We start from the raw sequence: 25,356 nt of genomic DNA, 5'->3' as shown, positions 1-25,356 counted from the left end.
CCCCCGCCGCTGGTTCGGGCAGTGGCTGACCCGGCGAGGGTACACGGAGACGGTGGATGATGCCGGTAACCAATTCGGTACCATCGAGCTGGTTCCGGGAGCTCCTTATGTTTTGCTTGGCTCCCACCTCGATTCCCAGCCGTTGGCTGGCAGGTACGACGGCGCGTACGGGGTGCTCGCAGCGGCCACGGCCGGCAGCATCGTGGCGGCGGAAGCCCGAGCCGGGAAGGTGGACCCCCACTACAACCTTGCTGTTGTCAATTGGTTCAACGAGGAAGGCAGCCGTTTCGCGCCAAGCATGATGGGGAGCTCGGTCTTCACCGGGAAACTTGCGCTCGAGGACGCATTGGCCACTACTGATCACAGCGGAACCACCGTGGCGAAGGCGTTGACCGGTGGGCACCTCCTCCCGGACGGCACTGCCCCGACCCTCGCCAACGTTGCCCGCTACGCTGAAATTCACATTGAACAGGGCAGGAACCTTGAAGAGAGCGGCACACAGGTGGGGGTGGTGGACCGCACCTGGGCTGCCAGCAAGTTCCGGGTAACGATCGATGGTGCCCAATCACACACCGGCGCCACACGCATGGAGGATCGCCGGGACGCCCTCTACGGTGCGGCCCTGCTCATCGCTGCCGCGCGGGAACTGGCAGCGGAGTTTGATCCGGGACTGTTGCACACCTCGGTGTCCGAACTGTATGTGCTTCCCAATTCCCTCGTCACCATAGCCAGGCAAGTCACCATGAACCTTGACCTTCGGTCCCCGGATGAAGACGTACTTGCCCGGGCGGTGGATCTTCTGGGGAAATGGGCAGGCGAAGCCAGTGACCGATCCCGTACGGACATTCGCATGGAGTTGACACATCAGTGGGGCTTGGTGGCGTACCAGCCAGAAGGTGTTGCCCTAGGCATCGCCAGCGCTGAACGCCTGGGCTTCACGCACACGAACATCATGACCGTAGCCGGGCACGATTCGACCAACATGAAGGACGTGGTCCCAACCGTCATGCTGTTCGTTCCCAGCGTGGAAGGAATATCGCACAATGAGGCCGAGTACACCACGGACGAGGATGCACTGCGTGGTGTCGAGCTGCTGGCAGAGGTGACGCGTCGGCTGCTCCAGGGCGGCATGGGCTAGCTGGATCTGAAGCTGACCTTGCCACTGGAACCGAACCAGCGGATGCTACCTCCCTGGTAGTCCTGCACTATGGTGCCCGCTGAAACGTACTCATCAGAGGTTGGGTATCCGAGTTGGCCCTTCTCGAATCCGTGCTGGCCCCAGAGGTTCCTCACCGCACCCATGCTGAGGTGTGCGCCGCTGGCAGGCGAGTAGTAGATGGACCCGTTTTCGTACGCCTGTCCGACGCCACCATTCACCATGCCCCGGATCTCGTCCGTGACCGGGTACCCCAGGATGCCCGCCTCATAGCCGAGGTATGCCCATTTGCTCCGGATCAAGCCAGTACTGACGTGCGCTCCGGTTGCGGGCGTGAAGTAGATGGAGCCACCTTCGTATGCTTGACCGATGCCGCCCTTGGCCATGCCGGATATCTCGTCCGTGGTTGGGTAGCCGAGGTAGCCTCTTTCGTATCCGGTGGAACCCCATGCAGTGCGAATGGCGCCCATACTAATGTGCACGCCTGTGCTGCCGCCCCAGTAGATGGATCCATTCTGATATGCCTGGCCCAAGGCTCCCCGGGTCATCCGTACCTCATCGGACGCCGGGTAACCGAGGAATCCATTTTCAAATCCTGTTGAACCCCACTTGCCCCGTATTACTCCTGTGCTGAAGAAGGTACCGGACAGTGGCGAGTGATAGATGGAGCCATGTTGGAAAGCTTGGCCGGCTCCACCATTTTTGAGGCCATACATTTCGTTGCTGATGGGATCACCGGCGTAAGCGGGCCCACCGATTGCGGCGTACTTGTTGGTGATAGCCCCGAACGGTGAACTGCTGTAGGGAGTAAAGACGTCGTCCACGGCGCCCATGATGATGCGGTCACCGGGCCGGTTGGTCTTCAGGAGTTGGGTTACGGTCCCCAAGTGCGTTGAAATGCAGCCAGCGCTCGGGACGTTTCCGGCGTGGAAGAAAATCGCATAGGAAGCCCCTTGGACAGTTGGCATGTCCGGGTATCGGTTCCAGTTGATCACCGCGGCCTGCTCATAGAAACCTTGGTTCATATATGTCCAAAGGTTCTCGTCCGATTCGCCGCCCAGCCCCTCGAAGTACTGGTTATAGGTGGGTCCATGTTCACCTCCCCAGCGGGAATTGGGATTCACCGTGTAGTACTTCAAAGCGGTCCCCGGATTGGACCGGCCCAAGGCCTCCGTGAAACTAAAGCTTCCGGTGGGAGACTTCCAAGTGTCTTCCCATGCCCGGTTCTGCGCCGAGAACCCCTTGGAGCCGGCGAACCCAGTGGTTTGCCACTCCTGCGTGTACCCGCTCCCCGCCCGTACACACCCCGTGATGACAACAGCCGACTGTGAGTTGTCTGTCGCGGTGGCGAACGTGACGCGATTGGCCGCGTATGAAGGGAACTTCACCTGCCCGGCACTGAGGCGTTGACATGGGTTGTACACCTGCTGGCCTGCCTCCGCGGGTGCCGCGAACACCAGCAGCGACGCCGCCAAAATCGCCGCAAGGAACCAGGCGGACACTATTTTTCCGATCACGAGTCTTCCCCCAACGAGACAATCAAGCGAAAGATTCACAGTGAAGCTTTCAAAGCAGCGCTAACGTCCCGGACAAAAGGTTATGGGACCGCTGGGCAAGTTCCCGACATGGCCGCAGCGAATCGCCTGGGTTACTGGCGCCCTATAGAGTCGTTTCAATGGACAGCAAACTGACAATAGCCCCGCGCCCAGCTTCCCCCCAAGGGGCAGCACAGTTTGCCGACGCTGAGGACGGGTACGTCAGGGTCCGCGGAGCCCGCGAGAATAACCTCCGTAATGTGGATGTGGACGTACCCCGCGACGCAATCGTCGCGTTCACTGGAGTCTCGGGCTCCGGAAAATCGTCCCTGGCGTTCGGCACCATCTTTGCCGAAGCCCAGCGCCGTTATTTCGAATCCGTGGCCCCCTACGCGCGGCGCCTCATCCAACAGGGCCACAATCCCAAGGTGGAAGCGATCACAGGGCTGCCACCCGCCGTCGCCCTCCAACAGCGCCGGGGCACGGCAACCGCCCGTTCCAGCGTTGGCACACTGACCACGCTGTCCAATTCCCTGCGAATGCTCTTCTCCCGAGCCGGGAGCTATCCGAAGGGGGCCGGGCAATTGGATTCCGACGCCTTCTCCCCCAACACTTCTGCCGGTGCTTGCCCTGAGTGCCACGGACTGGGAGTCGCCCACACGGTCACGGAAGATTCCCTGGTTCCCGACCCGTCCCTCAGCATCCGGGACGGCGCCATCGCTGCGTGGCCCGGCGCTTGGCAAGGTAAGAATCTCCGCGACATCCTCACACATCTTGGTTACGACGTCGACACGCCATGGCGGAAGCTACCGAAGAAGGACCGCGATTGGATTCTCTTCACCGAAGAGCAGCCCGTTGTGGAAGTGACACCTCAACGGGACCGGGTCGCCAAGCCCTACAAGGGCCGGTTCTGGAGCGCCAAAAGCTACGTACTCCACACTCTGGCCGATTCGAAAAGCTCCACCATGCGCGACAGGGTGCTGCGCTTCATGGAAACCGGGCGCTGCCCGCAGTGTGGCGGCAGCGGGCTCCGGCCGGAAGCACTTGCCGTCACGTTCGCCGGCAAGACCATCGCGGAGCTCAATGCGCTGCCGATGACCGACTTGGCCAACATCATCCGCCCCACCACGGAATTGACGGCAGCCGGCACAGCCTCACGCACTGAGACCTCCGGTGAAACCAATAAGGTAGCCGTCGCTATCACCCGCGACCTGCTAAGCCGGGTCACGGTACTTTTGGATCTGGGCCTGGGATACCTCGCACTGGGTCGTTCGACACCGACGCTCTCTCCCGGCGAGATGCAGCGCCTCAGGATCGCCACACAGCTGCGTTCCGGGCTTTTCGGCGTCATCTACGTGCTTGATGAACCATCAGCAGGACTCCACCCAGCCGATGCCGAGCCGCTCCTCGCAGTGCTGGACCAACTCAAGAGCTCAGGCAACTCTGTGTTCGTGGTGGAGCACAACATGGATTTCGTCAGGGCAGCCGATTGGCTGGTCGATGTCGGACCGCGGGCCGGCGATGGCGGTGGACAGGTCCTCTACAGCGGTCCCGTGGCCGGACTTGCTGATGTGCAGGATTCCATCACGCGGCCATTCCTGTTTCCTGATAGCCGCAACCCGGGTCCTTCGAAAGAGCCTCGTCCGCCGAAAGAGATCCGCCCGCCGAAAGAGTGGCTCAGGCTTCAGAACATCAACAGGCACAACCTTCGCGACGTGGATGCTGAGTTCCCACTCGGCGTGCTGACAGCGGTAACCGGCGTGTCCGGCTCGGGTAAGTCCACTTTGGTCAGCCATGTTCTCGCCGAGGTGGTCGGTGCCGAGCTGCACCCCGAAGCAGACGCTCCGCACGAGGTGAACACCGTGGGCCTGGTAGCCGGGCTGCACCAGCTCGACCGGCTCGTCAAAGTGGACCAGAAGCCCATCGGGCGGACGCCTCGCTCCAACCTGGCCACCTACACCGGGCTCTTCGACGGAGTCCGGAAAGAGTTCGCAGCCACTGATGCAGCCCGTTCCCGTGGCTTCGGGGCTGGCCGTTTCTCGTTCAACGTGGCCGGGGGCCGTTGCGAAACCTGCCAGGGAGAAGGGTTTGTGGCGGTGGAACTACTGTTCCTCCCCGGGAGTTACGGACCCTGCCCCGAATGCCACGGTTCGCGGTTCAATCCCGAAACCCTGGAAGTCACCTACCGTGGACGGAATATTGCCGACGTCCTGGGCATGACCGTGAACGCAGCCTCCGAATTCCTGTCTGACATTCCCGGCGTTGCCCGCAGCCTCCAAACCCTTCACGACGTGGGCTTGGGGTACCTTCGTTTGGGCCAGCCGGCCACGGAGCTTTCCGGCGGCGAAGCACAGCGCATCAAACTCGCCACCGAACTGCAGCGCATCCAACGCGGCCACACCTTGTATCTGCTGGACGAGCCCACCACCGGCTTGCACCCCGCCGACGTCGAACTCCTGATGGCCCAGTTGCACAAGCTTGTCGATGCCGGCAACACGGTCATCGTGGTGGAACACGAGATGGATGTCGTGGCAGGCGCTGACTGGGTGATCGACTTGGGTCCCGGCGGTGGCGACGCCGGCGGCGAGATCATGGTGGCAGGCCCGCCAGCCGTCGTCGCGGGTTCCCGAACAAGCCGGACAGCGCCCTACCTCGCTGCCGCCAGCCGGCCGTAGGCTAACGCCGGGGAATGTTGCGCAGGTTGCTTCGCGCCATGCTGACAGCTTCCCCCGCACCACGGTTCAAGACCACTTTGGACATGGCCGTAGCGAATCCAAGGACCTGTGAGCCCGAAATCTTCGGTGGAATGGAGAGGGCGTTGGGGTCGGTGATGAGTTCCACCAAGGACGGCCCGGGGTGCGCAAATGCCGCCCGGTACGCTGCCTCGATGTCCGCCGGATCCGTGACGCGCACGGAGTGGAAACCCAAGGCTTTGGCCACGGCAGAGTAATTGGCGTCCGGCACGTCCACTCCGAAGTCGGGTAGCCCGTCCACCAACATTTCGAGCTTGACCATGCCCAGCGTGGAGTTGTTGAACACCACCACATTCACGGGTAGCTTGTGTGCGGCGACCGTGATGAGTTCACCCATCAACATGGATAGGCCGCCGTCGCCCGACACGGAAACCACCTGCCGCCCGGGATAAGCCAACTGCGCACCTATGGCGTGTGGAAGGGCGTTGGCCATGGATCCATGGAGGAAGGAACCGATCAGCCGACGGGTGCCCAGCGGGTTGATGTAACGCGCAGTCCAGACGTTGCACATGCCGGTATCGGCTGTGAAGATGGCGTCTTCCGCTGCGACCTGGTCAAGCAGCGAAGCCGCAAACTCGGGGTGTATGGGCTGCTTCTTCTCTACTTTGCGCGTATAGGCGCCCACCGCTTTGTTCATCAGGCGGTCATGCTTCTTCAGCATTTGGTCAAGGAAGCGTCGGCTCTTCTTCGGCGTCACCAAGGGCAGCAACGCCGTCAAGGTTGGACGGACATCGCCATGGACTGCGATGTCGACGTCGGTCCGTCGCCCCAGCCGTTGGGCGGCCCGGTCAACCTGGGCCGTGCGGGTATCCGGCAGGAACTGGTCGTAGGGAAAATCGGTGCCGAGCAGGATCAGCAGATCCGCATCTTCAATGCCTTCGGCCGCCGCTCCATAGCCGAGCAGCCCGGTCATTCCTATATCGAAAGGGTTGTCGTACTGAACGAAATCCTTGCCCCGCAGGGAGTGGCCGATTGGTGCATTGACCAGTTCTGCCAGGGCAATCAGTTCATCGTGCGACCCTTCGACGCCGGCACCGGCGAAAATAGCCACCTTACCGGCCTCGTTTATGGCGTCAGCCAGCTCCCGGACACTGGCTGGATCCGGCACCACGGCCGCCGGACGGAAGGTGGCCGGCAATGGGGTTGGTGCCGTAGCTTCAAGACCGGCGATGTCGCCCGGAAGGGTAACAACCGCAACTCCCCCAAGGCCAACAGCGTTCTGGATGGCGCTGTGCATGACCCGCGGTGCTTGCTCGGCCGTGCTGATCATCTCCGAATACACGGAGCACTCGTTGAAGAGCCGGTCCGGATGCGTTTCCTGGAAGAAACCACTGCCAATCTGCTTGCTGGGGATGTGCGACGCGATGGCAAGCACCGGGGCTCCGGTGCGGTTGGCGTCGTACAGCCCATTGATCAGGTGCAGATTTCCGGGTCCGCATGACCCCGCGCAGACAGCCAATTTTCCCGTCAACTGGGCCTCTGCAGCGGCAGCAAATGCGGCCGCTTCCTCATGGCGAACATGGATCCAGTCGATGCCGCCCTTCGTGGAGCCTCCAGTTTGCCGGACGGCGTCCACGATTGGATTAAGGCTGTCGCCAACGATTCCGTAGATCCGCTGCACGCCGGCAGCCTGGAGTTGTTCGATGAGTTGGGTGGCAAGTTCTTTGGCCATAGCGTGCAGGCTCCCTCAATGGTGGTGTTGGGCTGACAGGGCCAATATAGTCGGCCCGGCCCAGCTCTGGCTGGGAGGGCTGTTGGTTGCTAGCGTGGCCGCATGAACCCGTCGAAGTCCCCGGCCGAGATCCTCGACATTGCCGGCAACGAGGTCCGCATCTCCAACCCGGACAAGGTGGTGTTTCCCGAGCCCGGGCTGACGAAGCTCGATCTGGTGAAGTACTACCTCGCAGTGGCAGAGGGAGCGCTGCGAGGCGCAGGCGGCCGTCCGATGGTGCTCAAGCGCTTTCCCAAGGGTATCGACGCTGAACCGTTCTTCCAGAAACGCGTCCCTGAAAACCATCCTGACTTCATTCACACGGCAACTCTCCACTACTCATCCGGCACCTCCGCCGAGGAGACGGTCATCCGCGATGCTGCCGGTTTGGCGTGGGTGGTGAATCTCGGATGCTTGGACCTCAACCCGCACCCTGTGCGCGCGGAGGATCTTGACCACCCGGATGAACTGCGCGTGGATTTGGATCCTATGCCCGGCGTCGACTGGTCCCGGATTGTGGACACCGCCTACGTTGCGCAGGATGTCCTGGATGATGTCGGGTTGGTGGGGTGGCCAAAGACAAGCGGCTCACGGGGGCTTCACATCCTGGTCCGAATAGCACCGCAGTGGTCTTACCGCGATGTGCGGCTGGCCGCAGAGACCCTTGCCCGTGAAGTGGAAAACCGTGCTCCGGGGCTGGCAACTGCCAAATGGTGGAAGGAGGAGCGTGGGGAGAGCGTATTCGTTGACTTCAACCAGAACGCCAAGGACCGCACCGTAGCTTCGGCCTACTCTGTCCGTTCCCGGCCTGATGCCCGCGTCTCTACACCGCTCACGTGGGAGGAGGTGCGCTCCGCCCGTCCGGAGCAGTTCACAGTCCGCTCCGTACCCGATCGTTTCTCGCAGCTGGGCGACCCCCATGCGGGAATCGACGACGCGGCCGGCTCGCTGGATGGGCTTCTTTCCCTGGCTGCCGAGCTTGGTCCAGCCGAGAAGGCGCCCAGGAGCGGCGACGGATCGGGCCGCCGGGTGTCAACGATGCCCCTCATAGAGGTGGCCCGCACCAAGACCAAGCCGGAGGCCGAGGCAGCACTCGATGAGTGGAAGGCCCGGCACGCTGACGTTGTTTCCTTGCTGCACCCTGCCGACGTCCTTGTCGACGGGATGCGGGGATCGAGTTCCCTTTGGTATCGGGTGCGGGTAAACCTCCAGCACATCCCTGAAGACAGGCGACCGCACCAAGAAGAGCTCATCGCGGACTATGACCCGTGGGCGGGCAAGGAATGGCCCGGACGGCCAGCTTCCTGATGCTGCACAAATCCTGAAGGCGCGGCTAGTCCTGGCCGATGGTGATGCCCGTAACCGGCACACCGGCACGCTCGTAGGAGAGCAACACCGCTCCCTTCGGGAAGGCTCGCGGAGGTTGCGCAAAACGGAATGCCGCCGGGAATCCCGAGCCATCGGTAAACAACCGCTTTCCCGAGCCGAAGGTGAGCGGGTAAAGGAAAAGGTTCAGTCGATCGAGAAGGTCCGCCTCCAGCAGCGAGCGAATAAGGTGTCCGCTGCCGAACATGTGGATATCCTCGAAACGCTCCTTCACTTCAGCCAACTCCGAAACCTCCGCAAGAGCAGTGGTGCCTTCCCATTCCGGCCGGGTCAAGGTTCGTGAGACAACAAACTTTGGCAAGGCATTGAAGGTCTCGCCGATGTGGTCCTTCTGACGAGGCCAGAACCCCGCGAAGATGTCGTAGGTTTTTCGACCAAGCAGCAAGGCGTCCATGCGGTCAATCCCCGCTCCGATGGCTTCGCCTGTCTCGTCGTCAAAATATGCGCCCTGCCAGCCTCCGAATTCAAAGCCACCGTCTCTGTCTTCTTCCGGGCCTCCCGGTGCCTGGTAGACACCGTCAAGCGTAACGAACAGGTTAGCGGTGAGGATTCCCACGGTGCACTCCTTATCATGGTCCCCGGCCGGATGCCGGGGTGCTGCGGCGCCTTCCTCGAATCAGTATGCTGCTTCGCGGCTGCTCAGGGAACCCGGATCAGGTGGCTCGAGGGCCAGGACTTTCGGTGCGGGACTTCTGGCGCAGCGAGAGTGGTGGCGGTAGCTTTGGAGTACTTTTCCCTGTAGCAGCCGAGGTACCGGAGGCACTGCCGATGCAAGGCTTGTCCACGTCACTGGTCCTCATCGCGGTCCTGGCTGTCGTGGCACCGCTTGCCACCCGACTCCTTGACCGTTGGGTCAAAGTGCCAATCGTTGTGTTTGAAATTGTTCTTGGCATCCTGTTCGGCCCCAGCCTCCTGGGATGGGTGCAGTCCACCGCATTCACCGATACGCTGGCCGACTTCGGACTGGCCATGTTGTTCTTCGTGGCCGGCAACGAGATCGATTTCACGGCAATCCGAGGCCGACCCATCTACCGCGCGTCTGCGGGCTGGGTTATTTCCTTGGCCGCAGGCATTGGGGCGGGTTTCGTCCTGGGCCCCTCACCGGAGGCAGCCGTGATTATCGGCGTTGCCTTGTGCTCCACGGCTTTAGGCGCGCTGCTGCCCATCCTTCGGGACGCCGGCGCCGCCAAGTCGCCGATTGGTGTTGCGGTAACTGCCTTGGGTGCGGCGGGCGAGTTTGGTCCGCTCATTGCCATCTCGTTGTTCTTCAGTGGCAAACAGCTCGGCGTGGCATCGGGAGTCCTTCTCGGCTTCGTTCTCCTGACTGGTGTGGCGATTTACCTTGCTTCCCAGGCACGGCACACGTTGTTCCACGCCCAAGTCACCGCCACACTGCATACCAGCAGCCAATTCGCCATGCGTTCCATCTTGTTGATTCTCAGCGCGCTGGTAGTGCTCAGCATGGTCCTGGGACTCGACATGCTGCTTGGCGCTTTCGCCGCCGGGGTCCTCTGGAAAGTCACCATTGCGCGCGCTCCTGAAGGAGACAGGAAAGTCATTGAGACAAAAATCGACGCTGTCGCCTTTGGCTTCCTGGTCCCCATCTTCTTCATCGATACCGGCATTGACTTCGATCTGCGCGCCCTGACCTCCAGTCCCCTGACCTTGGCCATGGTCCCCCTGTTCCTGGCTCTTTTGCTGATCATCCGCGGCCTGCCGTCATTGCTCGCTGCGCCTCTTGGGTCCACCCGAGCGGATAAACGGGCCCTCATGCTGTTCGGGGCCACAGCTTTGCCAATCATCGTTGCCGTGACAACCATTGGCCGGGAGCATGGGTTCATCAGCAGTGGGGTTTCCTCGGCCCTCGTAGGCGCAGGGATGCTCTCGGTACTCCTGTTTCCGCTGCTGGCGCTTCGTGCCTTAGGCCGCACGGAGACAGCGGACCGTACATTGCTTCCACCCAAAGCGTGACGCACCCCGGCTGCCCTGAAGCAGCCCCGGCAAAGGCAACAAGCCAACGACGGCGGCCTCCCGCCGTCGGACGTTCTTCCCACCGGCGCCTACGCGTCTGCGCAAATGTGTTGCCCCAAGCGGAACCGGCCCATAGGCTCATATCGTGAGTGGCAGGGACGGCAAACCGACCAGCGGGACCGACCAGCGACCGGGTGAAGGAAATAAAGGCATGGCAACAGGAACAGTTAAGTGGTTTAACGCTGAAAAGGGTTTCGGATTCATCGCCCCGGACGATGGAGGCCCTGACGTGTTTGCTCACTACTCAGCGATTACGTCGAGCGGTTACCGCTCGCTGGAGGAGAACCAGAAGGTCCAATTCGACATCACGCAGGGTCCCAAAGGTCCACAGGCGGAGAACATCCAGCCCGCCTAGGTTCGCAACACCAGATTCACCAGCAGAGACCGGTCCGGCCTATTGGCCGGACCGGTCTCTTGCGTCCTACGCGCGGCCTTTGAGGATCAGGTGCCAGTAAACCTGCGGGAACATATCGCGGTCCACCCACCAGGAAAGCCGGCTTTCCTTCCAGGTGGGAACCTTTGGGATGGTTGGCATGGGCCGGTATTCGGGATCGAACTCGGCGAATACCACGGTGCTCCGCGAAACAGTGAACGGACATACGGAGTATCCGTTGTACTTCTGGCTGAGCGTTTCGCCTTTGCGGGCCGACAACAAGTTTTTCGCCAGAACCTTGGTCTGCTTGCGCAGCGCCCCGCCGGCTTTGGAGTTGGTGGTTCCTGCAGCGTCGCCCAGTGACCAGACGTTGGGGTACCTTGGGTGGCGCAACGTCTCCGTGTCCACCTCGACAAAACCGTGCGGGTCCCCTTCCGCTGGCAGGTTCGTGGTTTTGAGCCATTCCGGCGCAGACTGGGGCGGCACGGCGTTGAGGACATCGTAGGGCAAGTCCTCCGACGTGTGGTCCGCATTGTTTCGGATAGTGGCCGTGCGTGCGGCGGGATTCACCGCCACTAATTCGCTGTTTGTCCTCAGTTCGATCCCGTACTCGGCTATTTTGCGGTCAAGCTCCCGGTCTACCTCGGGAACTCCGAAAACTGTGGGGTAAGGCTGGACCATGACCACCCGGATGTTCTCCAGGACGCCTTGATCCCTCCAGTAGTCACAGGCCAAGTACATCGGTTTCTGGCTGGCTCCGCCGCATTTAACAGGCCCCGATGGCATGGTGAAGATGACGGTGCCCGATTGCATGGTGCTCAAGAGGGTCCAGAGTTTCGGCGCAAGCTCAAACTCGTAGTGAGAGGCGCCGTAAGGTGAATGCACTGCCTCAGCCAACCCCGGCACCGCGTCCCAGTTGTACTGCAGCCCCGGACACATCACAAGGTGTCCGTAGGTCACCGCGGAACCGGATTCCAGCGTCACCGAGTTAGCCTCCGCGTCCACGTTTACCGCCCTGTCCTTGATCCATGCGACGCCCTTGGGCATCACTGACTCCTGGCTCCGGACTGCTTCTTTAACCTGGGCCCGACCACCGGCGATATGCGAGAACAACGGCTGGTACAGATGATGCTCCTTGGGCTCGATGAGGGCGATGTCCTTGACGCCATATCGCTTCAAGCGCGCAGCCAATGACACACCTGCGTTGCCTCCGCCGATGATGACTACCTCGTGTTGCGGTGCCATTCGACTAGCTCTTTTCAGTCAAGGCGGAGCCTTTGTGCGCTGCCCTGGCACCGGTTTTTTCCGACTCCACCACATACTGCGGCTCGTCCTCACTGGCCACATGCTTGTTGCCGTCCAACACAAAGTCACTGGTCTTCTTTTCCACGATCTTTCCGTGGGTCTTGCCCTGCGGGGTGTTCCACTCCACGCGTGTTCCCTTGCTCAGTGCCATGTCCGCTCCTAGTGTGGTATCCCTCTCCGACTTCGACTGCCCCACAATAGTAAGCATGATGATCATCTCCCGATACCTGGCGGGACAGCCGGATACAAAATGCCGAGGAAGGATCAAAGATGCTGATCTGCGCGACCTGCGCCGTTGAACGCGACGAGCCTACGCCGGACGTTTGTCCCATCTGCGCCGACGAACGGCAATACGTTCCCGAGGACGGACAGCAATGGCTCAGTCTGGACGAACTTGCCGGTACTGGGCGGAAGATCGTGCTGGAGCAAAATGAACCCGGACTCATAGCAGTCAGCACTAAGCCCAAAGCCGGTATCGGACAGACTGCCCAGCTCGTGGTGACGCCCAGGGGCTCGCTGCTGTGGGATCCCGTGGGTTACGTCGATGACAACGCTGTAGCATCGGTCCTCGAACACGGACCGGTCGCGGCTATTGCCGCCAGCCATCCGCACATGTTCGGCGTGCAGGTGGAATGGTCGCGCCGTCTTGGCAACGTCCCGGTCCTGGTTGCCGAGGCCGACCGCGAATGGCTCGGCCGCAGCGATCCAAGCGTTACCTACTGGTCCGGCAGCACAACAATCACCGATGGATTGGTACTGCATCAGGCGGGTGGGCATTTCCCAGGCAGTGCGGTGGCGCACTGGGCAGCAGGAGCCCGCGGCAAAGGCGTACTGCTGACCGGTGACACGGTGTTTCCCAATCCCGATCGTCGCACAGTCGCATTCATGCGCAGCTATCCCAATCGATTACCACTCTCCGGCGCAGTGGCGCTACGTATCGCAGCTCAACTCGAAATGCTGACGTTCGACCGCATCTACGGCAACTTCAACAACGTCATCGCCTCCGGAGCGAAAGACGTCCTGCTCGACTCGGCTCAACGGCACGCAGCATGGACGCGGGGAGACTTTGACCATCTGACCTGATCTCGTCCGGGTCATTCCTTCGGTGGCTGCTGTCGTCCTTCGCTTCCCGAATCCGTCTGTGCGCGGGCTGGTTCTCCCCCTCCGGTGTTGGTCTTCCTGGTGATCAGCCAGGTAATGAACCACAGCACCACGCCGATGGCCATGAGACCCCCAGCCACTTGGTACTGGATGGGGTTCCTGCCCACCCACGGACCAGCGAGGAAGGCACACAGTACGGCTGCCACCAGCGGCAGTTGTCCCGGGGAAGTGAAAAACACCTTCCGGTGCGGATCCCGCTTTCGGCGAAGAACGACGCAGGCGACGTTTACCAGGGTGAACACGCACAGCAGCAGGAACGCCGTGGTCCCGGAAAGATTAGCCACGATGTTGCTTGAGGGGTCGATGCTGACGTACCAAATCAGCCCCATGGCAAGGACGGTGGAGAACGCGATTCCAGCCCACGGCGAACGACGACCCGGCAAGACTCTTCCCAAGGAGCGGGGCAGAACGTGCTGGCGTGCCATGCCATAAATCAGCCGGCTGGCCATCAACATGTTGATCAACGCCGTGTTGGCCACTGCGAAGACGGCGAGGAAAGGAAAGATCTTGTCGATGGGGAAATCCGGTGATCCCTTGTGCACCACTTCCAGGAGCGCCGCTCCTTCAGCTTCCCTAATCTCCCCCAGCTCTGCCGGGGTCAGCACACTCACCACGGACACAGCCACCAGCATATAGAGGACCACTGCGATGCCGAGGCCAGTCAACATGGTGCGGGGGAAAATCCGCTCCGGGTTCCTGGTCTCCTCAACCATGTTCACCGAGTCCTCGAAGCCGACCATGGCAAAAAAGGCAATGGACGTCGCAGCGGTGACCGCAAGGAACAGCCCTTTGTCCTGATAGTCGGTAAAAACGAAGATCTCCTGGACATTGCCGGTTCCCTGGGCCATCACGAAGAAGCCAACCCCGATCACCACGCATAGTGCCAGCACTTCAACGGCGGTAAGTATGACGTTGAACTTAACGCTTTCCCCCACGCCGCGCAGGTTGATCAACGCAAGCAGCAGCATGAAGCCCAGTGCCACTGCGGTGATCACGCCACGGTCCGGCACATCCATCCAGCCGTTGACCTCCAAGCCGCCAAAAAAGTTCTGGGCAAGGACATTGGCTGATGTCGACGCGCTGGTAATGCCGGAGCAAACAACAGCGAACGCCACAAGGAACGTGACGAAATGGATCCCGAAGGCCTTATGCGTGTACAGCGCAGCGCCTGCTGCCTGAGGGTATTGCGTCACCAGCTCAAGGTAGGAAAACGCGGTGAGGGTGGCGACGACAAAGGCGAGCAGGAAGGGCAACCAGACGATGCCACCAACTGTTCCTGCCATGGTCCCGGTAACCGCATAGACCCCGGCCCCAAGAATGTCGCCGACAATAAAGAGGAGGAGAAGTTTGGGTCCCAGCACGCGTTTTAGCTGCGGTTCCTCGCCTTCAGGCGTTGCTTCCAAGGCGTTGTCTGACGTGGTGCTCATGTCCACCCCCGGCCCGTACACGGTCCACGGACCATGTAAGTGATCTGATTTATCTCACTTTGATCCTGCGGTTAGGGTTTGGCAACACTGATCCGGTGAAAAAGCAAAACCGCTCTACCGCAGTCGGCCTGCTTCCCCTATGGCCGGATACTCGAACCGTAGTGCTCGGCCAGCTTGGCCAGTCCTTCATCAATCGAGACAGCAGGTGCCCAGTCAAGGAGCTCGCGGGTCACTCGCTGGTCGAACCAATGGGCGGTGGATAGCTGTTCGGCGAGGAACCTGGTCATCGGCGGTTCCTCTTTGCGCCCCGCCAAGGTCCAGAGTTTTTCCACCACAGCTCCGATTGCCCTTGCAGCACCGCCCGGCACAGACCACGACGGCGGGGCCACGCCACCTGCTGAGCAAATTCCGGCCAGCAGCTCGCCGATCGGCCGGGGCTCACCATTGCTCACCACCACGGCCTTGCCATGGACGTGCTCCATGCGGTGGAGGGCAGCAACGATCGCGGACGCGGCGTTGTCCACGTAAGTCGTATCGATCAGGGCAGCGCCGGCGTCGAGCAATGGCAGACGACTGTGACTGGCGCGAGCCAGGACGCGTTCCACCAACTGGGTGTCGCCCGGGCCCCACACAATGTGGGGGCGCACTGCTGCCACCCGGAAGTCCGGCCGATCCGCTGCGAGGGCCAGCAATTCCGCCTCGGCCTTGGTGCGGGCATAGTCGCCGCGCGCGTGGTGTGGGTCGGCCTGCTCCGCCCCCGATCCCACGATGGCTGCGCCAGAATGGGCTACCGACGGTGATGAGACATACACGACGTCCTGCACCCCCGCCGTCCGGGCCTCTTGGAGCAACCGGCGGGTTCCCTCCACATTCACTGCCTTAAACTCGGCTGCGCGCCCCGTGATGGACACTTTGGCTGCGAGGTGGATGATTCCTTCCGCCCCGTCGATTGCGTTGCGGAGAGCCGCACCATCGTCAATGGAGCCGCAGAAGTCCTCCGCGCCGTCCACCCCCGACGGGCGGCGCTGAAAGGTTGCGACGGCATGGTCTTGGCGGAGTAGTTGCCGTGCAACTTCCCCTCCTAGGAGCCCGCTGGCACCGGTAACGAGGACCCTCATGGCTTCCCTGGTCGTCCGCCAGCCAGCACCTGTGAAGCCCAGTGGGCCAGACGGCTCCTGTCGATCTTGGCGTTGTGCCGGATGTCGGTTGGCTGCGCGGGGACCACCAGCACGGCACTGACAGCGACCCCGGCTTCGGAGGCAGCTCGTCGGACACGCCCCGCGAGTTGCGGCGCGGCGGGGCCGGCTTTCGGGACAGGCGGCGCGGTCTCCACCACTGCTACCACCGCCTGGGTTCCCGACGGCCCTACCCCGGCGATGGCAGCCACCCGTACGTCGTCCAGGCGTTCGATGGATTGTTCTGCCCCGACCGGCGTCACCACAGTCCCGGGTGCCGTCACAACATGGGCAAGGCGTCCCTCCACCCAGAGCCGGCCAACGGCGTCGAAGTGTCCCACGTCGCCCGTTCGGTGCCATCCGGCCACGCTGGCACTTTCCCGTTGGGTCAGCCAGAGCCTGTCATAGGCTTCCTTGACATGCGGCGCGCTGACCAGAATCTCGCCGGTGACCCCCGCCTCGGTCACAAGGTTCGATCCGGTTGCGGTTCCATCCGCTGCCAACGGAACAACAGCCAGGCAGGCTCCGTAAACGGGCTTTCCTACGCAAACCCCGTTCCCGGCTCCGATCACGGTCCCGGCGGCCGCGTCGGCTTCCGCGGCTTGAATTTCTTCCAGGCTGATGTCCGTGACCGGAAGCGCTTCCGTCATCCCGTAGGGAGTATGCAGGGACGCTTGGGGCATCAACTGCTGCACCTGTGCCAAAAGCCGCTCAGGGACGGGAGCGCCTGCGGACAGGAGTAGCTCAATGTTTTGAAGCGCAATGCGGCCTGTCCCGCTCAGGTCATCCCGGGTAGTAGTGACATTACGCAACGCTGCGGGCGAGGCGAAGACCACGGTAGCGTCGATGGCGGCGACAGCGTCTGCCAGTGCCCGGGCAGTCAAGGTGCGGGGCGCAGTAACGTCCATGGCCGGGGTCACCGAAACCGCTCCGAGCGCCGGACCCAGCAAAGCAAAGGGGGCGAAGCCCGCTACAAGGCGGGCACCGGAACGGATCCCGAACGTGGCGGCAACCGTATCCCGCATCGCGGCCAGCTGCCCGTGGGTGTACAGCACGCCCTTAGCGGGGCCAGTGGAGCCGGAGGTGAACAGGACAGCGGCGGGGGCAGCCGGGTCCACATTCGTCCTTGGCACCTCGCCGCCGCGCCCGGCGCCGCCTGTTGCTCCACGCCGCCCCAAGGCCGCGAGCGAGGTTTCAACCCCCAGGATTCGACGGCGGGTGGCGGGGAGGTCCTGCACGCTGATGCGCCGCCCCGGCCAGCCGAGCACCGAGGCTGCCGCGAGTGCTTTGTCGATGCCTATGAGGAAGTCCGCGGTAGCGCCCTTCACGGCGCGGCTCATGCCTTTGGTTCCCAGTCCGGCGTCGGCCACCACTACTACCGCACCCAACTTCAGGCAGGCGTAGAGGGCCACCGTGAGCTCGGTGCCGGGCGGGACCATGAGGCTCACCCGGCTACCGGGCCCTACACCGATTTCCCGCAGGCCATCGGACAGGTCAAGGATGTTCCGGTCCAGCTGTTGCCAGGTGAGCGAACGGCTCACGCTGCCATCAGGCGACATTTCGGCAACAGCAATGTCTTCGTTTGCCGGACCAGCAGCCAACTCGCCGAGCAATCCCCACAGTGGGATGAACGCTGGATTCTTCTCTTCGGCCGCATCCTTGACCGACTCAGCGCTGACCGTTGCAGCGGCCACTTGGGAATCGTCGCCACTGGTTGCGGCACCTTGCACAGCAAGCCAGTCAAAGACCGGCTTGGCAATGTCCCGGTCCTCCGGCAAGAGGTGTCCGGCTCCTTCGAAGCGATGGACGTCAGCATGCGGAAGCCGGCCGATAAGGTCTTTGAGGTACCGATCGGAAAATATCGGATCCTTGGGACCCCAGAGCATCAGGACCGGAACCTTAAGGCCGCGCAGGCCTTCCGCTACGCGGGTCAGCGCCGGGAAGCTGGGATGGTCCGCATCTGCGGGGATATCCGCAACAAAATTCCCCACCCCTGCCCGGCGTCCGGCTCCGCGGTAGGGAGCCATGAAAGCCCTTCCGACGTCGGCCGGCAGCGGCGGGTTTGCCAGCGAGTGCGTCACGCGCAGGAAGGCGTCCGACGTCGTGGTGCCCCACCGGTGCACCGCGGGGTGCAAGGCCAGCCGAAGGGCTGGCGGGATTGGCGACTCGGAGGGTTGATGGACGGCAGTGTTGGTCAGCACCACACCCGTGACGAGCTCTGGGTGCTCCAGTGCCCAGCCTGAGCTGATCACGCCACCCCAGTCATGGCCCACCGTAACAACCGGCCCCTCCAAGCCGAGCGCATCTGTGAGATCACCGAGGTCATTGATCCTGTCAGCCAAGCGGCGGAATGTGCCGGTACGCTCTGAATAACCCATGTCCAGCTGGTCCACGGCAACAACCCGCCATGGATGGGCGGTGTCTGATCCCGCGTTCAGCAGCGTCCGCCATAAATAGGACCAGGTGGGATTGCCATGCACGCACAGCAAAGTCCCTATCGGCGCCAGGCCACGGCGCGAGAGCTGGGCACCGTTATCCAGTAAATGCCAGCGGCGAACAGAGCCCCGAGCGTCCACCTCCGACGTGGACGCAACCCGGATCGTCCGCGACCACTCCGGGTCCACTCCGGGCCAGTTGGCGGCTACCAAACGATTTCCACCATTCCTGCGTTCAGCCCCGAACCCACACCCATGCACAGGACCCGGTCACCCGACGTCAATGACTGAGCCTGGTCCGCGAGCGTCATGGGGAGTGATGCGGGCCCCACATTGCCCCAGTGTGGGAACGTAATGGGGACCTTGTCCGGGTCCAGGTCGATGGCATCGATGATCGCCTGGGTGTAGGCGTTACTGACTTGGTGTGTGACATAGCGGTCCATGCTGGCCCAGTCCCATTCAGGCTGGGCTTCATGCCAAGCGTCCACCACAAGCTGCAGGCCGCCGTCGAGCAAGCCCTTGGTGTCGGTGGACATGCCATCGATGCCTCCAACGCACAATTCGTGGTGTTCCGTGCCGGCACGCATGACGCCGCCCACAAGCCGATGCGCTCCCGGGTGCTCGTCCACCGGGCCCAGCACGGCCGCGGCAGCCCCGGACCCAAGGGTCAACGTGGCAAACTCCCGGTTAAAGTCTTCGCGCGTGGTCTCGGGCCTCTGGAGTCGCGCCAGCGTGGCCTCCTGGGTGCCCTGCGCGTCCTCTCCGTTGACGATGACCGCATACCGGATCTGGCCCGAATCGATCATGTTGGCCGCCAGGATCAAGCCGTTCACGAATCCTAGGCAGGCGTTGGCCAAGTCGAAGTTCATGGCCGACGACGGCAGGCCGAGTTCGTGGTGGATCTTGACCGCCACGGACGGCTCAAGGTTGCGCCTGGTAACCGAAGTGTTGATCAGCAAGCCGATTTCCGAGGCCTCGACGCCGGCTTCAGCCAAGGCTTTTGCGCCCGCCTCCACCGCAGCGTCATCGAACGATGTTCCGGCGGCCCACCAGCGGCGGTGCGTGATGCCGGCAACGCGCTCGAGCAATCGCGGTGGAAACTTCAGCCGCTGCAGGGTCGAAGCCAATCTCCGGTCGAAATCCGTGGAGCTCACTATCCTCGGAGCCTCGACACTGCTCACCGAGAGCAGCGCGGTGTTGCTGTGCCGGAAGGTCGCATTCCCTGCCAAGTTAAGCCCCTGTTCGTTTCTGTCCTGCCTTCATGCGGTGACTGTACCCATAAAGTGCAACCCCAAGACGTTAACTATGCCGGTGTGAACCGGTTCCTGCATATTTGGCGCATGTCGTACCGACTCAAGACCAGGCGGAATGATGAGGGGCTAGCCTTCCCGGGCCTTTCGCGTTGCGGCGTCGTTGGCCTTCTGCAGTGCTTCCACCAGCTCATTCTTGTCCATTTTTGAGCGGCCCTTGATATCCAACTCCCGTGCGCGCCGGTAGAGGTGTTCTTTGGAGGCATTGGCGTCCACACCCCCGGCCGTGGGCTTGGCTGAGTCCATGCCCTCCTCCGCGCGGGCATCGGAAGGTCCGCGTTCCTCCTTGGGTTCCCAGTGGTCGCCCACCTTTTCGTAACTGTGCTTCAGAGCCGCGAAAGCCGTGCGGGCCGCCCGACCCGGATCATTGTCATAGGAATCCATTGCGGAGTCGTAGGTCTTGGCAAAAGTGTCCTGGGCCTTCTGGTCCGAGCGCTGCAAGGTGGACGGCAACTCGTCCTTGCGGGCGTGATCGTTTTTTCCGGTCTTTGGCATTGCACCCATCCTCCCGACGTCCTGTGCACTGACACAAACCATTTGACCATCGAAAGTTGGCTGCTACCATCGAGGGATAAACTATGTCCTATCAAGCGAACAAATGGCTACATGCCTTGAGCATCCACCCGGAGGCAAGAGGTTGAGCCTGAAACCCGGGGTATCCAGTGGTTACAAAACTTGGTCTTAACATCGACCGCTCTTCTCCCGTGCCTCTCTACCACCAAGTTGTACAGGGTATCGAGGCCGCCATCCACAGCGGAGTGTTGGAGCCCGGCAGTCGCCTTGAGAACGAAATCGACCTCGCAGCCCAGCTCAACCTGTCCAGGCCGACCATGCGTAAGGCCATGGACGAGTTGGTTCGCTCCGGCCTCCTGGTTCGCAAACGCGGCGTAGGTACCCAAGTGGTATCCAGCCAGGTCCGTCGACCCCTGGAACTTTCCAGCCTTTTTGACGATCTCACCAACAACGGCAAGAAGCCCACCACCACAGTGCTCAGCTTCTCCCACGAGGAAGCCGACGCCGCCACCCTCGCGGCGCTGGAGCTGCCCGCCGGCTCCAAGGTCTACCACTTCACGCGTCTTCGTAAAGTTGGGGGCAAACCCCTGGCTTTGATGGAGAACTGGGTACGGGACGACATCGCCACCATGGACGAAGCCATGCTCGCGGCTGAGGGACTCTACTCAATCCTGCGCCGTGGCGGCGTCAACTTCCGCCTGGCCACTCAACGTATCGGCGCCATGATCGCAAATGACTACCAGGCACCCCTCCTTGAGACCGAAGTGAATTCCGCCTTGGTCACCATGGAACGCACGGCTGTGGACGACACCGGCCGCCACGTGGAGACCGGCCACCACGTTTACCGCGCCGATTCCTACAGCTTTGAAATGACGCTCGTACAGCGCTGATGAGGCCAAAACAACTGTTACAGCTAACACAAAGGACTCCCCATCCATGACGAATTGGGTTTACCCGTTGGGTTCCGCCGCCGACGGCGTGTGGGACATTTCGCTCGGCACCTCTGATTCCCCCATTGCCATTGATGGCTGGGAACACACGGGCCTCAAGGTCGCCACCATTCCGGCGGGCGCCGCCGTCGAGCTTCCTGCTGTTGGTGAGGAACGCATCGTGGTTCCCCTCAGCGGCGCCTTCACCGTCACCGTCGACGGCGTCGATCATGCCCTTGCGGGCCGGGCCTCCGTGTTTCATGGACCCAGCGACGTCCTGTACTCCGGTACCGGAAAATCCGTCAGCATCAGCTCGGCAGACGGCGGGCGTGTGGCCATCGCAACCGCCCCTGCGCAGACCGCCTACCCGACCCGCCTCGTCACTGCTGCCGAGACGCCCGTGGAATTCCGGGGCGCCGGTAACTGTTCGCGGCAGGTACACAACTTCGGCACCCCGGCAGCACTCGAGGCCGACCGCTTTATCGTGTGTGAGGTCCTTACCCCCGCCGGGAACTGGTCCTCCTATCCCCCGCACAAGCACGATGAGGAAAAGGACGGCGAAACCCACCTTGAAGAGATCTATTACTTCGAGACACAGGTAGCCGTCGGCTCAGGCGCACCGGCGGATGCCGACGCAATCGGCTACCAGCGGGTCTACGCCTCGGACGAGCGTCCCATCGACGTTTCCGCAGAAGTTCGGACCGGCGACGTAGTCCTGGTCCCCTATGGTTGGCACGGCCCCGCAATGGCAGCACCGGGCTACGACATGTACTACCTGAACGTCATGGCGGGCCCGGGGCCCGTTCGCGAATGGCTGATCAGCGACGACCCCCACCATGGTTGGGTACGGCAGAGCTGGGAAGGCCAGGACATCGACTCGCGGCTGCCGTTCGGCGTCTAGTTTCAAGCATGAAAGTGCCCCTTTCTTCGAATCCAACAGAGTCAAAGAAAGGGGCACTTTCGGCAGAAGCGTCAGCTGGATACTTTGAGGGCAACCCGCACGGGCGTACCGGTTGCCAACGATTCCTGGGCCGCATCTGCCACACGGGAGGCTGCTACCGCGTCCTCCGGGCTGCAGGGATTCTCGCGCTCCCCCATCACCAACTCCACAAAGGCAACCATCTCGGAGCGGTATGCCTGGTCGAAACGCTCGGCGAAGGTCTGATGCGGTTCCCCACCAGGGAAAGCGACCTCAGCCTCAGCCGACCTCAATGCTGTCTTCTCATCCAGGCCCACCATGACCGAACTGGTGGACCCCTGTATCTCCAACCGCACATCGTGGCCGGCCCCGTTGTAGCGGCTGGCGGAAACCGTGGCCACCGTGCCGTCGTCGAAAGTGATGAGGGCCAAAGCCGTATCCACGTCACCCACGTTCCCGATGGCTGGGTCTCCATTGTTGGAACCCTTGGCATAAACCTCCACGATTTCGCGGCCCGTCAGCCACCGAAGGATGTCGAAGTCATGGACTGAGCAGTCCCGGAACAGCCCCCCGGATGTCGCCAGGAACTCCACCGGGGGCGGCGTCATATCGCAGGTAACTGCGCGCAGGGAATGGATCCACCCCAACTCCCCGGCCTGATACGCTCGCTTGGCCTCAAGATAGCCTGCATCGAAGCGTCGCTGGTGGCCGATGTGCACCACGCCGTTGTTCTCCCTGATGTAGTCCAGCACAGGCAGCGCGTCGGAGACGTTCATGGCCACGGGCTTTTCGCAGAACACCGGAACGCCGGCATCCACTCCGGCGCGGATCAATTCCGGATGGGTTGCCGTTCCCGTAGCAATAATCAAGCCATTCACACCGGAGTCGAGAAGTTCCGTCACCGAAGGCACAAACTCTGCACCCAATCCAACAGCGACGGAACGGGCATGCTCCGTAGCTACATCGGTCAACTTCAGGCGGATATTGACGCCCCTGCGACCCAGAGTTTCCTTGAGGGCGACGATGTTGTTGGCATGCATGACGCCGATGCGTCCTACGCCAACCAAGCCAAGAATGACATCACTCATGATTTTCCTTTGAAGGTAGAGGGGTGACTGGTACCGGGAAGACCACGCCCAGTTGGCGTCGAATCTCATCGGCGACTGCCAGGGTGCGGATGGAGGCCGCCAGCGTCCGTTCGCTGGATTGCGTGCTGCCGGCGGCAATGGCCCTGGCCACTGCCGCGGCCTCATAGTGAAGGCCTTCGAAGTGTCCGCCTGCTGGTTCATCGTGGCGTAGTCGGGAACCGTCGGGAAACCTGATCTCGAATGCGCCGGGCATGTTGAAGGGACCGTCGATTACCAAGGTGGCCTTTGAGCCAACAATGGTGGCTGCGGTGGGCGTGAAGTTATGGACGTGGGTGTTCACGACAGCCTGTGCACCGCCGTCGAACTGCATGATGGCGGACAACTGGGCGTTAACCCCCGACTCGTGGGGCTGGCCGACTGCCCGCAGATAGCGCGGACTGCCCAACACCTCTGTCACCAGGGCCAAGGGGTACGTGCCCAGGTCAAGCAGCGGACCACCGGCCAGATCCGGATCAAAGATTCGATGCGAAGGATCAAAGTGCTCACCGTACTCCGCCACCACCGTGGTGATGGTGCCCAGCGTTCCGGCATCGAGTATCTGCCGGATCACATCGAATTTTGGCAGGAAGAAGGTCCACATGGCTTCCGCGGCGAAGACACCTGCAGCCTCGGCACGCGTGGCGATGTCCCGTGCCTGGGCTGCGTCGAGTCCGATGGGCTTTTCGATGAGGACGTGCTTGCCGGCGTCGATGGCCAGGACCGCAGCCGCATGGTGGCCGGTATGCGGCGTACACACGTAGACAATGTCTACGTCCGGGGCTGCCGCCAGTTCCTCATAACTGCCATAGGCGGCCGGAATGTCGAATGCCTCCGCAAACGCCTTGGACCGGTTCAGGGAACGGGATCCGACGGCGGCGATCACCTGTCCGGTGTGTGCCTGGATGGATTCGGTGAACCGTTCGGCGATCCATCCGGGGCCCATGATGCCCCAGCGCAGACTCGGAGCATCGCGGGATTCCGGCACACGGGAGTGCGGGAGCCTCATTGGCGTCACGAGTAGCTGACTTTCGTAGACGTCCCATCGCTATGCAGCGACTGGATCATCGCTTGTGCAACGAGGGAGGCGTTGAGTCCGTCCTGTGCACCGGCAAGGGGAGTCGGCTCTCCGCCAGCGAGTGCAGAAATCCAGGCCTGCAGCTGAAGCCGGTACGCGTCGGCGAAGCGGGGCCGCCAATCGGCCGGGATCACTCCCTGCCTTGCGCCGTCCTGTTCGATGCCCAGCAGGGACGATTCCTGAAGGCAAGTGGTACCCAATTCTGAGACCACCTCGCAGCGCGTGGTGTAGCCATACTGGGCGTTGAGGTATAGCTCCAGCGTTGTCAGCGTCCCGTCCGCCGTGCGGAGTGTCATGAAGGATGGATCCTTCAGCCCGGGTTCGGCACGGCGGGTGCTCTTTCCGGCCTGCCATGAAACCTCCGTAATAGGAGAATCCAGAAGCCATGGAACGATGTCCAACTCGTGGATGGCTGAGTTGGTGATGGCCGATTCTGCGGTTGTTCCTGGCGCTGCTGAGCCGTTCCTGCTGACGCAGTGAACCATAAGGGGTTCGCCCTGCCTTCTTCCGCGCACGGATTCCCGCAGAGCCACATAACCCGGATCGAAGCGTCGCATGAAGCCAAGCGAGAGCAGCGAAGCGCCCGTTGCGGCCACGATGTCGGCGTCAGCCGCAACTACTTCCAGACTTTCAAGAAGTGTTGGTGCCAGCGGCTTTTCGCAAAGCACAGGGGTCATTGCTTCAAAGCATTCAAGCACCAGGCCGGCGTGCGTGGAATCGTGCGAAGCAACGACGACGGCGTCCACCTCGCTGGAATTGATCAGCTCCGATGGGTCTGAGGTAATACGCGCGGTGGACGGTGCCGCCGCGGCGGCACGGTCGACGTCGAGGTCTGCTACAAAGGTGACTTCGGCGCCGCCGATGGTGGTGGAAAGGTTCCTGATGTGGTCCGCGCCCATGATTCCGGCGCCAATCACACCTACCCGGATCGACATGGTGTTCCCTTCTTTTGCGATGCGTGTTCCGACTACCGATGGCGCGCACAGCGTGGCGGGGTGTTCCGGGGAGACCGGAAGCACCCCGCCCGAGCCTTTT

At 62.1% G+C, this 25,356-nt stretch carries 21 protein-coding genes; 8 read left to right on the top strand and 13 right to left on the bottom strand.

Translation table 11 applies throughout. The annotated features are described in order from the left end of the window. A partial coding sequence (locus tag A477_RS0115350) for a M20 family metallo-hydrolase (protein WP_026005667.1) occupies positions 1-1,138 on the top strand: 1,138 nt, incomplete at its 5' end. On the opposite strand, the gene A477_RS0115345 is transcribed toward A477_RS0115350, so the two are convergent. Beyond that, positions 1,135-2,673: a hypothetical protein gene (locus A477_RS0115345; RefSeq protein WP_157367103.1), complete on the bottom strand. Its 1,539-nt coding sequence runs from the start codon at positions 2,671-2,673 to the stop codon at positions 1,135-1,137. The two genes, A477_RS0115350 and A477_RS0115345, sit on opposite strands and share 4 nt — an antisense overlap. 158 nt (positions 2,674-2,831) lie before the next feature. On the opposite strand from A477_RS0115345, the gene uvrA reads away from it, so the two are divergent. Then, on the top strand, positions 2,832-5,366 hold the full coding sequence (gene uvrA / locus A477_RS0115340) for an excinuclease ABC subunit UvrA (protein ID WP_017199833.1): 2,535 nt from the start codon (positions 2,832-2,834) through the stop codon (positions 5,364-5,366). 1 nt (position 5,367) lies between these two features. Here the strand turns inward: uvrA and A477_RS0115335 are convergent, their stop codons facing one another. Then, positions 5,368-7,116 carry a pyruvate dehydrogenase gene (locus A477_RS0115335; protein WP_017199832.1) on the bottom strand — a complete coding sequence of 583 codons (1,749 nt, stop codon included), beginning with the start codon at positions 7,114-7,116 and terminating at the stop codon, positions 5,368-5,370. Positions 7,117-7,218: 102 nt separating this feature from the next. On the opposite strand from A477_RS0115335, the gene ligD reads away from it, so the two are divergent. After that, positions 7,219-8,463, top strand: a complete 1,245-nt coding sequence (ligD, locus tag A477_RS0115330; protein WP_017199831.1) for a non-homologous end-joining DNA ligase — start codon at positions 7,219-7,221, stop codon at positions 8,461-8,463. A 25-nt stretch (positions 8,464-8,488) separates the two neighbouring features. On the opposite strand, the gene A477_RS0115325 is transcribed toward ligD, so the two are convergent. Continuing rightward, positions 8,489-9,097: a dihydrofolate reductase family protein gene (locus A477_RS0115325; RefSeq protein WP_017199830.1), complete on the bottom strand. Its 609-nt coding sequence runs from the start codon at positions 9,095-9,097 to the stop codon at positions 8,489-8,491. 125 nt (positions 9,098-9,222) lie between these two features. Here A477_RS0115325 and A477_RS0115320 point away from each other — a divergent pair, with 125 nt between their 5' ends. Together A477_RS0115320 and A477_RS0115315 are read left to right on the top strand one after the other, a co-directional pair. Next, positions 9,223-10,512, top strand: a complete 1,290-nt coding sequence (locus A477_RS0115320; protein WP_237715808.1) for a cation:proton antiporter — start codon at positions 9,223-9,225, stop codon at positions 10,510-10,512. Between the two features lie 211 nt (positions 10,513-10,723). Next, positions 10,724-10,927, top strand: coding sequence for a cold-shock protein (locus A477_RS0115315; RefSeq protein ID WP_014921815.1), 204 nt, complete (start codon positions 10,724-10,726; stop codon positions 10,925-10,927). A 66-nt stretch (positions 10,928-10,993) separates the two neighbouring features. Here the strand turns inward: A477_RS0115315 and A477_RS0115310 are convergent, their stop codons facing one another. Together A477_RS0115310 and A477_RS0115305 are read right to left on the bottom strand one after the other, a co-directional pair. Beyond that, positions 10,994-12,190, bottom strand: a complete 1,197-nt coding sequence (locus A477_RS0115310) for an NAD(P)/FAD-dependent oxidoreductase (protein WP_017199829.1) — start codon at positions 12,188-12,190, stop codon at positions 10,994-10,996. Between the two features lie 4 nt (positions 12,191-12,194). After that, entirely contained in the window at positions 12,195-12,401 is a 207-nt protein-coding gene (locus A477_RS0115305; RefSeq protein WP_026005665.1) for a hypervirulence associated TUDOR domain-containing protein, read from the bottom strand. Positions 12,402-12,520: 119 nt separating this feature from the next. On the opposite strand from A477_RS0115305, the gene A477_RS0115300 reads away from it, so the two are divergent. Then, positions 12,521-13,333, top strand: a complete 813-nt coding sequence (locus tag A477_RS0115300) for an MBL fold metallo-hydrolase (protein WP_017199827.1) — start codon at positions 12,521-12,523, stop codon at positions 13,331-13,333. 11 nt (positions 13,334-13,344) lie between these two features. On the opposite strand, the gene A477_RS0115295 is transcribed toward A477_RS0115300, so the two are convergent. The 5 genes from A477_RS0115295 to A477_RS0115275 form a co-directional block, all read right to left on the bottom strand. Next, on the bottom strand, positions 13,345-14,838 hold the full coding sequence (locus tag A477_RS0115295) for an APC family permease (protein ID WP_017199826.1): 1,494 nt from the start codon (positions 14,836-14,838) through the stop codon (positions 13,345-13,347). Positions 14,839-14,975: 137 nt separating this feature from the next. Then, positions 14,976-15,956, bottom strand: coding sequence for an NAD-dependent epimerase/dehydratase family protein (locus A477_RS0115290; protein WP_017199825.1), 981 nt, complete (start codon positions 15,954-15,956; stop codon positions 14,976-14,978). Then, positions 15,953-18,661 (bottom strand): alpha/beta fold hydrolase, encoded by a 2,709-nt coding sequence (locus tag A477_RS0115285; RefSeq protein WP_017199824.1) that lies wholly within the window; start codon positions 18,659-18,661, stop codon positions 15,953-15,955. Before A477_RS0115285 ends, A477_RS0115290 begins: the two co-directional genes overlap by 4 nt. Further along, entirely contained in the window at positions 18,655-19,677 is a 1,023-nt protein-coding gene (locus tag A477_RS0115280; RefSeq protein ID WP_017199823.1) for a 3-oxoacyl-ACP synthase III, read from the bottom strand. Before A477_RS0115280 ends, A477_RS0115285 begins: the two co-directional genes overlap by 7 nt. A gap of 150 nt (positions 19,678-19,827) precedes the next feature. Continuing rightward, complete coding sequence (locus A477_RS0115275; RefSeq protein WP_044568960.1) at positions 19,828-20,253, bottom strand: ChaB family protein; 426 nt, start codon at positions 20,251-20,253, stop codon at positions 19,828-19,830. A gap of 167 nt (positions 20,254-20,420) precedes the next feature. Here A477_RS0115275 and A477_RS0115270 point away from each other — a divergent pair, with 167 nt between their 5' ends. After that, positions 20,421-21,161, top strand: coding sequence for a GntR family transcriptional regulator (locus tag A477_RS0115270; protein WP_017199821.1), 741 nt, complete (start codon positions 20,421-20,423; stop codon positions 21,159-21,161). A gap of 46 nt (positions 21,162-21,207) precedes the next feature. Then, the gene (gene iolB, locus A477_RS0115265) at positions 21,208-22,101 is read left to right on the top strand and encodes a 5-deoxy-glucuronate isomerase (RefSeq protein ID WP_017199820.1); all 894 of its coding nucleotides are present in this window, start codon (positions 21,208-21,210) and stop codon (positions 22,099-22,101) included. 71 nt (positions 22,102-22,172) lie between these two features. Here iolB and A477_RS0115260 read toward each other — a convergent pair whose 3' ends face one another. The 3 genes from A477_RS0115260 to A477_RS0115250 are packed head-to-tail and all read right to left on the bottom strand — an operon-like array spanning position 22,173 to position 25,256. Next, entirely contained in the window at positions 22,173-23,207 is a 1,035-nt protein-coding gene (locus A477_RS0115260; protein WP_026005664.1) for a Gfo/Idh/MocA family oxidoreductase, read from the bottom strand. Then, positions 23,200-24,252, bottom strand: coding sequence for a Gfo/Idh/MocA family protein (locus A477_RS0115255; protein WP_044568956.1), 1,053 nt, complete (start codon positions 24,250-24,252; stop codon positions 23,200-23,202). The genes A477_RS0115260 and A477_RS0115255 overlap by 8 nt, the downstream gene beginning before the upstream one ends. A 5-nt stretch (positions 24,253-24,257) precedes the next feature. Further along, the gene (locus A477_RS0115250) at positions 24,258-25,256 is read right to left on the bottom strand and encodes a Gfo/Idh/MocA family oxidoreductase (RefSeq protein WP_026005662.1); all 999 of its coding nucleotides are present in this window, start codon (positions 25,254-25,256) and stop codon (positions 24,258-24,260) included. Positions 25,257-25,356: the final 100 nt, after the last annotated feature.

The sequence above is a fragment of the Arthrobacter sp. M2012083 genome (genome assembly GCF_000281065.1).
GTDB lineage: Bacteria > Actinomycetota > Actinomycetes > Actinomycetales > Micrococcaceae > Arthrobacter.
This window is presented reverse-complemented; position numbering and strand designations above follow the sequence as displayed.

Excerpts from the sequence above, each read along its gene's own strand:
- A477_RS0115275 (WP_044568960.1), bottom strand. The coding sequence starts at position 20,253 with ATGCCAAAGACCGGAAAAAACGATCACGCCCGCAAGGACGAGTTGCCG.
- A477_RS0115300 (WP_017199827.1), top strand. The coding sequence starts at position 12,521 with ATGCTGATCTGCGCGACCTGCGCCGTTGAACGCGACGAGCCTACGCCG.
- A477_RS0115250 (WP_026005662.1), bottom strand. The coding sequence starts at position 25,256 with ATGTCGATCCGGGTAGGTGTGATTGGCGCCGGAATCATGGGCGCGGAC.
- A477_RS0115260 (WP_026005664.1), bottom strand. The coding sequence starts at position 23,207 with ATGAGTGATGTCATTCTTGGCTTGGTTGGCGTAGGACGCATCGGCGTC.
- iolB (WP_017199820.1), top strand. The coding sequence starts at position 21,208 with ATGACGAATTGGGTTTACCCGTTGGGTTCCGCCGCCGACGGCGTGTGG.
- A477_RS0115290 (WP_017199825.1), bottom strand. The coding sequence starts at position 15,956 with ATGAGGGTCCTCGTTACCGGTGCCAGCGGGCTCCTAGGAGGGGAAGTT.
- A477_RS0115305 (WP_026005665.1), bottom strand. The coding sequence starts at position 12,401 with ATGGCACTGAGCAAGGGAACACGCGTGGAGTGGAACACCCCGCAGGGC.
- A477_RS0115255 (WP_044568956.1), bottom strand. The coding sequence starts at position 24,252 with ATGAGGCTCCCGCACTCCCGTGTGCCGGAATCCCGCGATGCTCCGAGT.
- A477_RS0115310 (WP_017199829.1), bottom strand. The coding sequence starts at position 12,190 with ATGGCACCGCAACACGAGGTAGTCATCATCGGCGGAGGCAACGCAGGT.
- uvrA (WP_017199833.1), top strand. The coding sequence starts at position 2,832 with ATGGACAGCAAACTGACAATAGCCCCGCGCCCAGCTTCCCCCCAAGGG.
- A477_RS0115335 (WP_017199832.1), bottom strand. The coding sequence starts at position 7,116 with ATGGCCAAAGAACTTGCCACCCAACTCATCGAACAACTCCAGGCTGCC.
- ligD (WP_017199831.1), top strand. The coding sequence starts at position 7,219 with ATGAACCCGTCGAAGTCCCCGGCCGAGATCCTCGACATTGCCGGCAAC.
- A477_RS0115295 (WP_017199826.1), bottom strand. The coding sequence starts at position 14,838 with ATGAGCACCACGTCAGACAACGCCTTGGAAGCAACGCCTGAAGGCGAG.
- A477_RS0115315 (WP_014921815.1), top strand. The coding sequence starts at position 10,724 with ATGGCAACAGGAACAGTTAAGTGGTTTAACGCTGAAAAGGGTTTCGGA.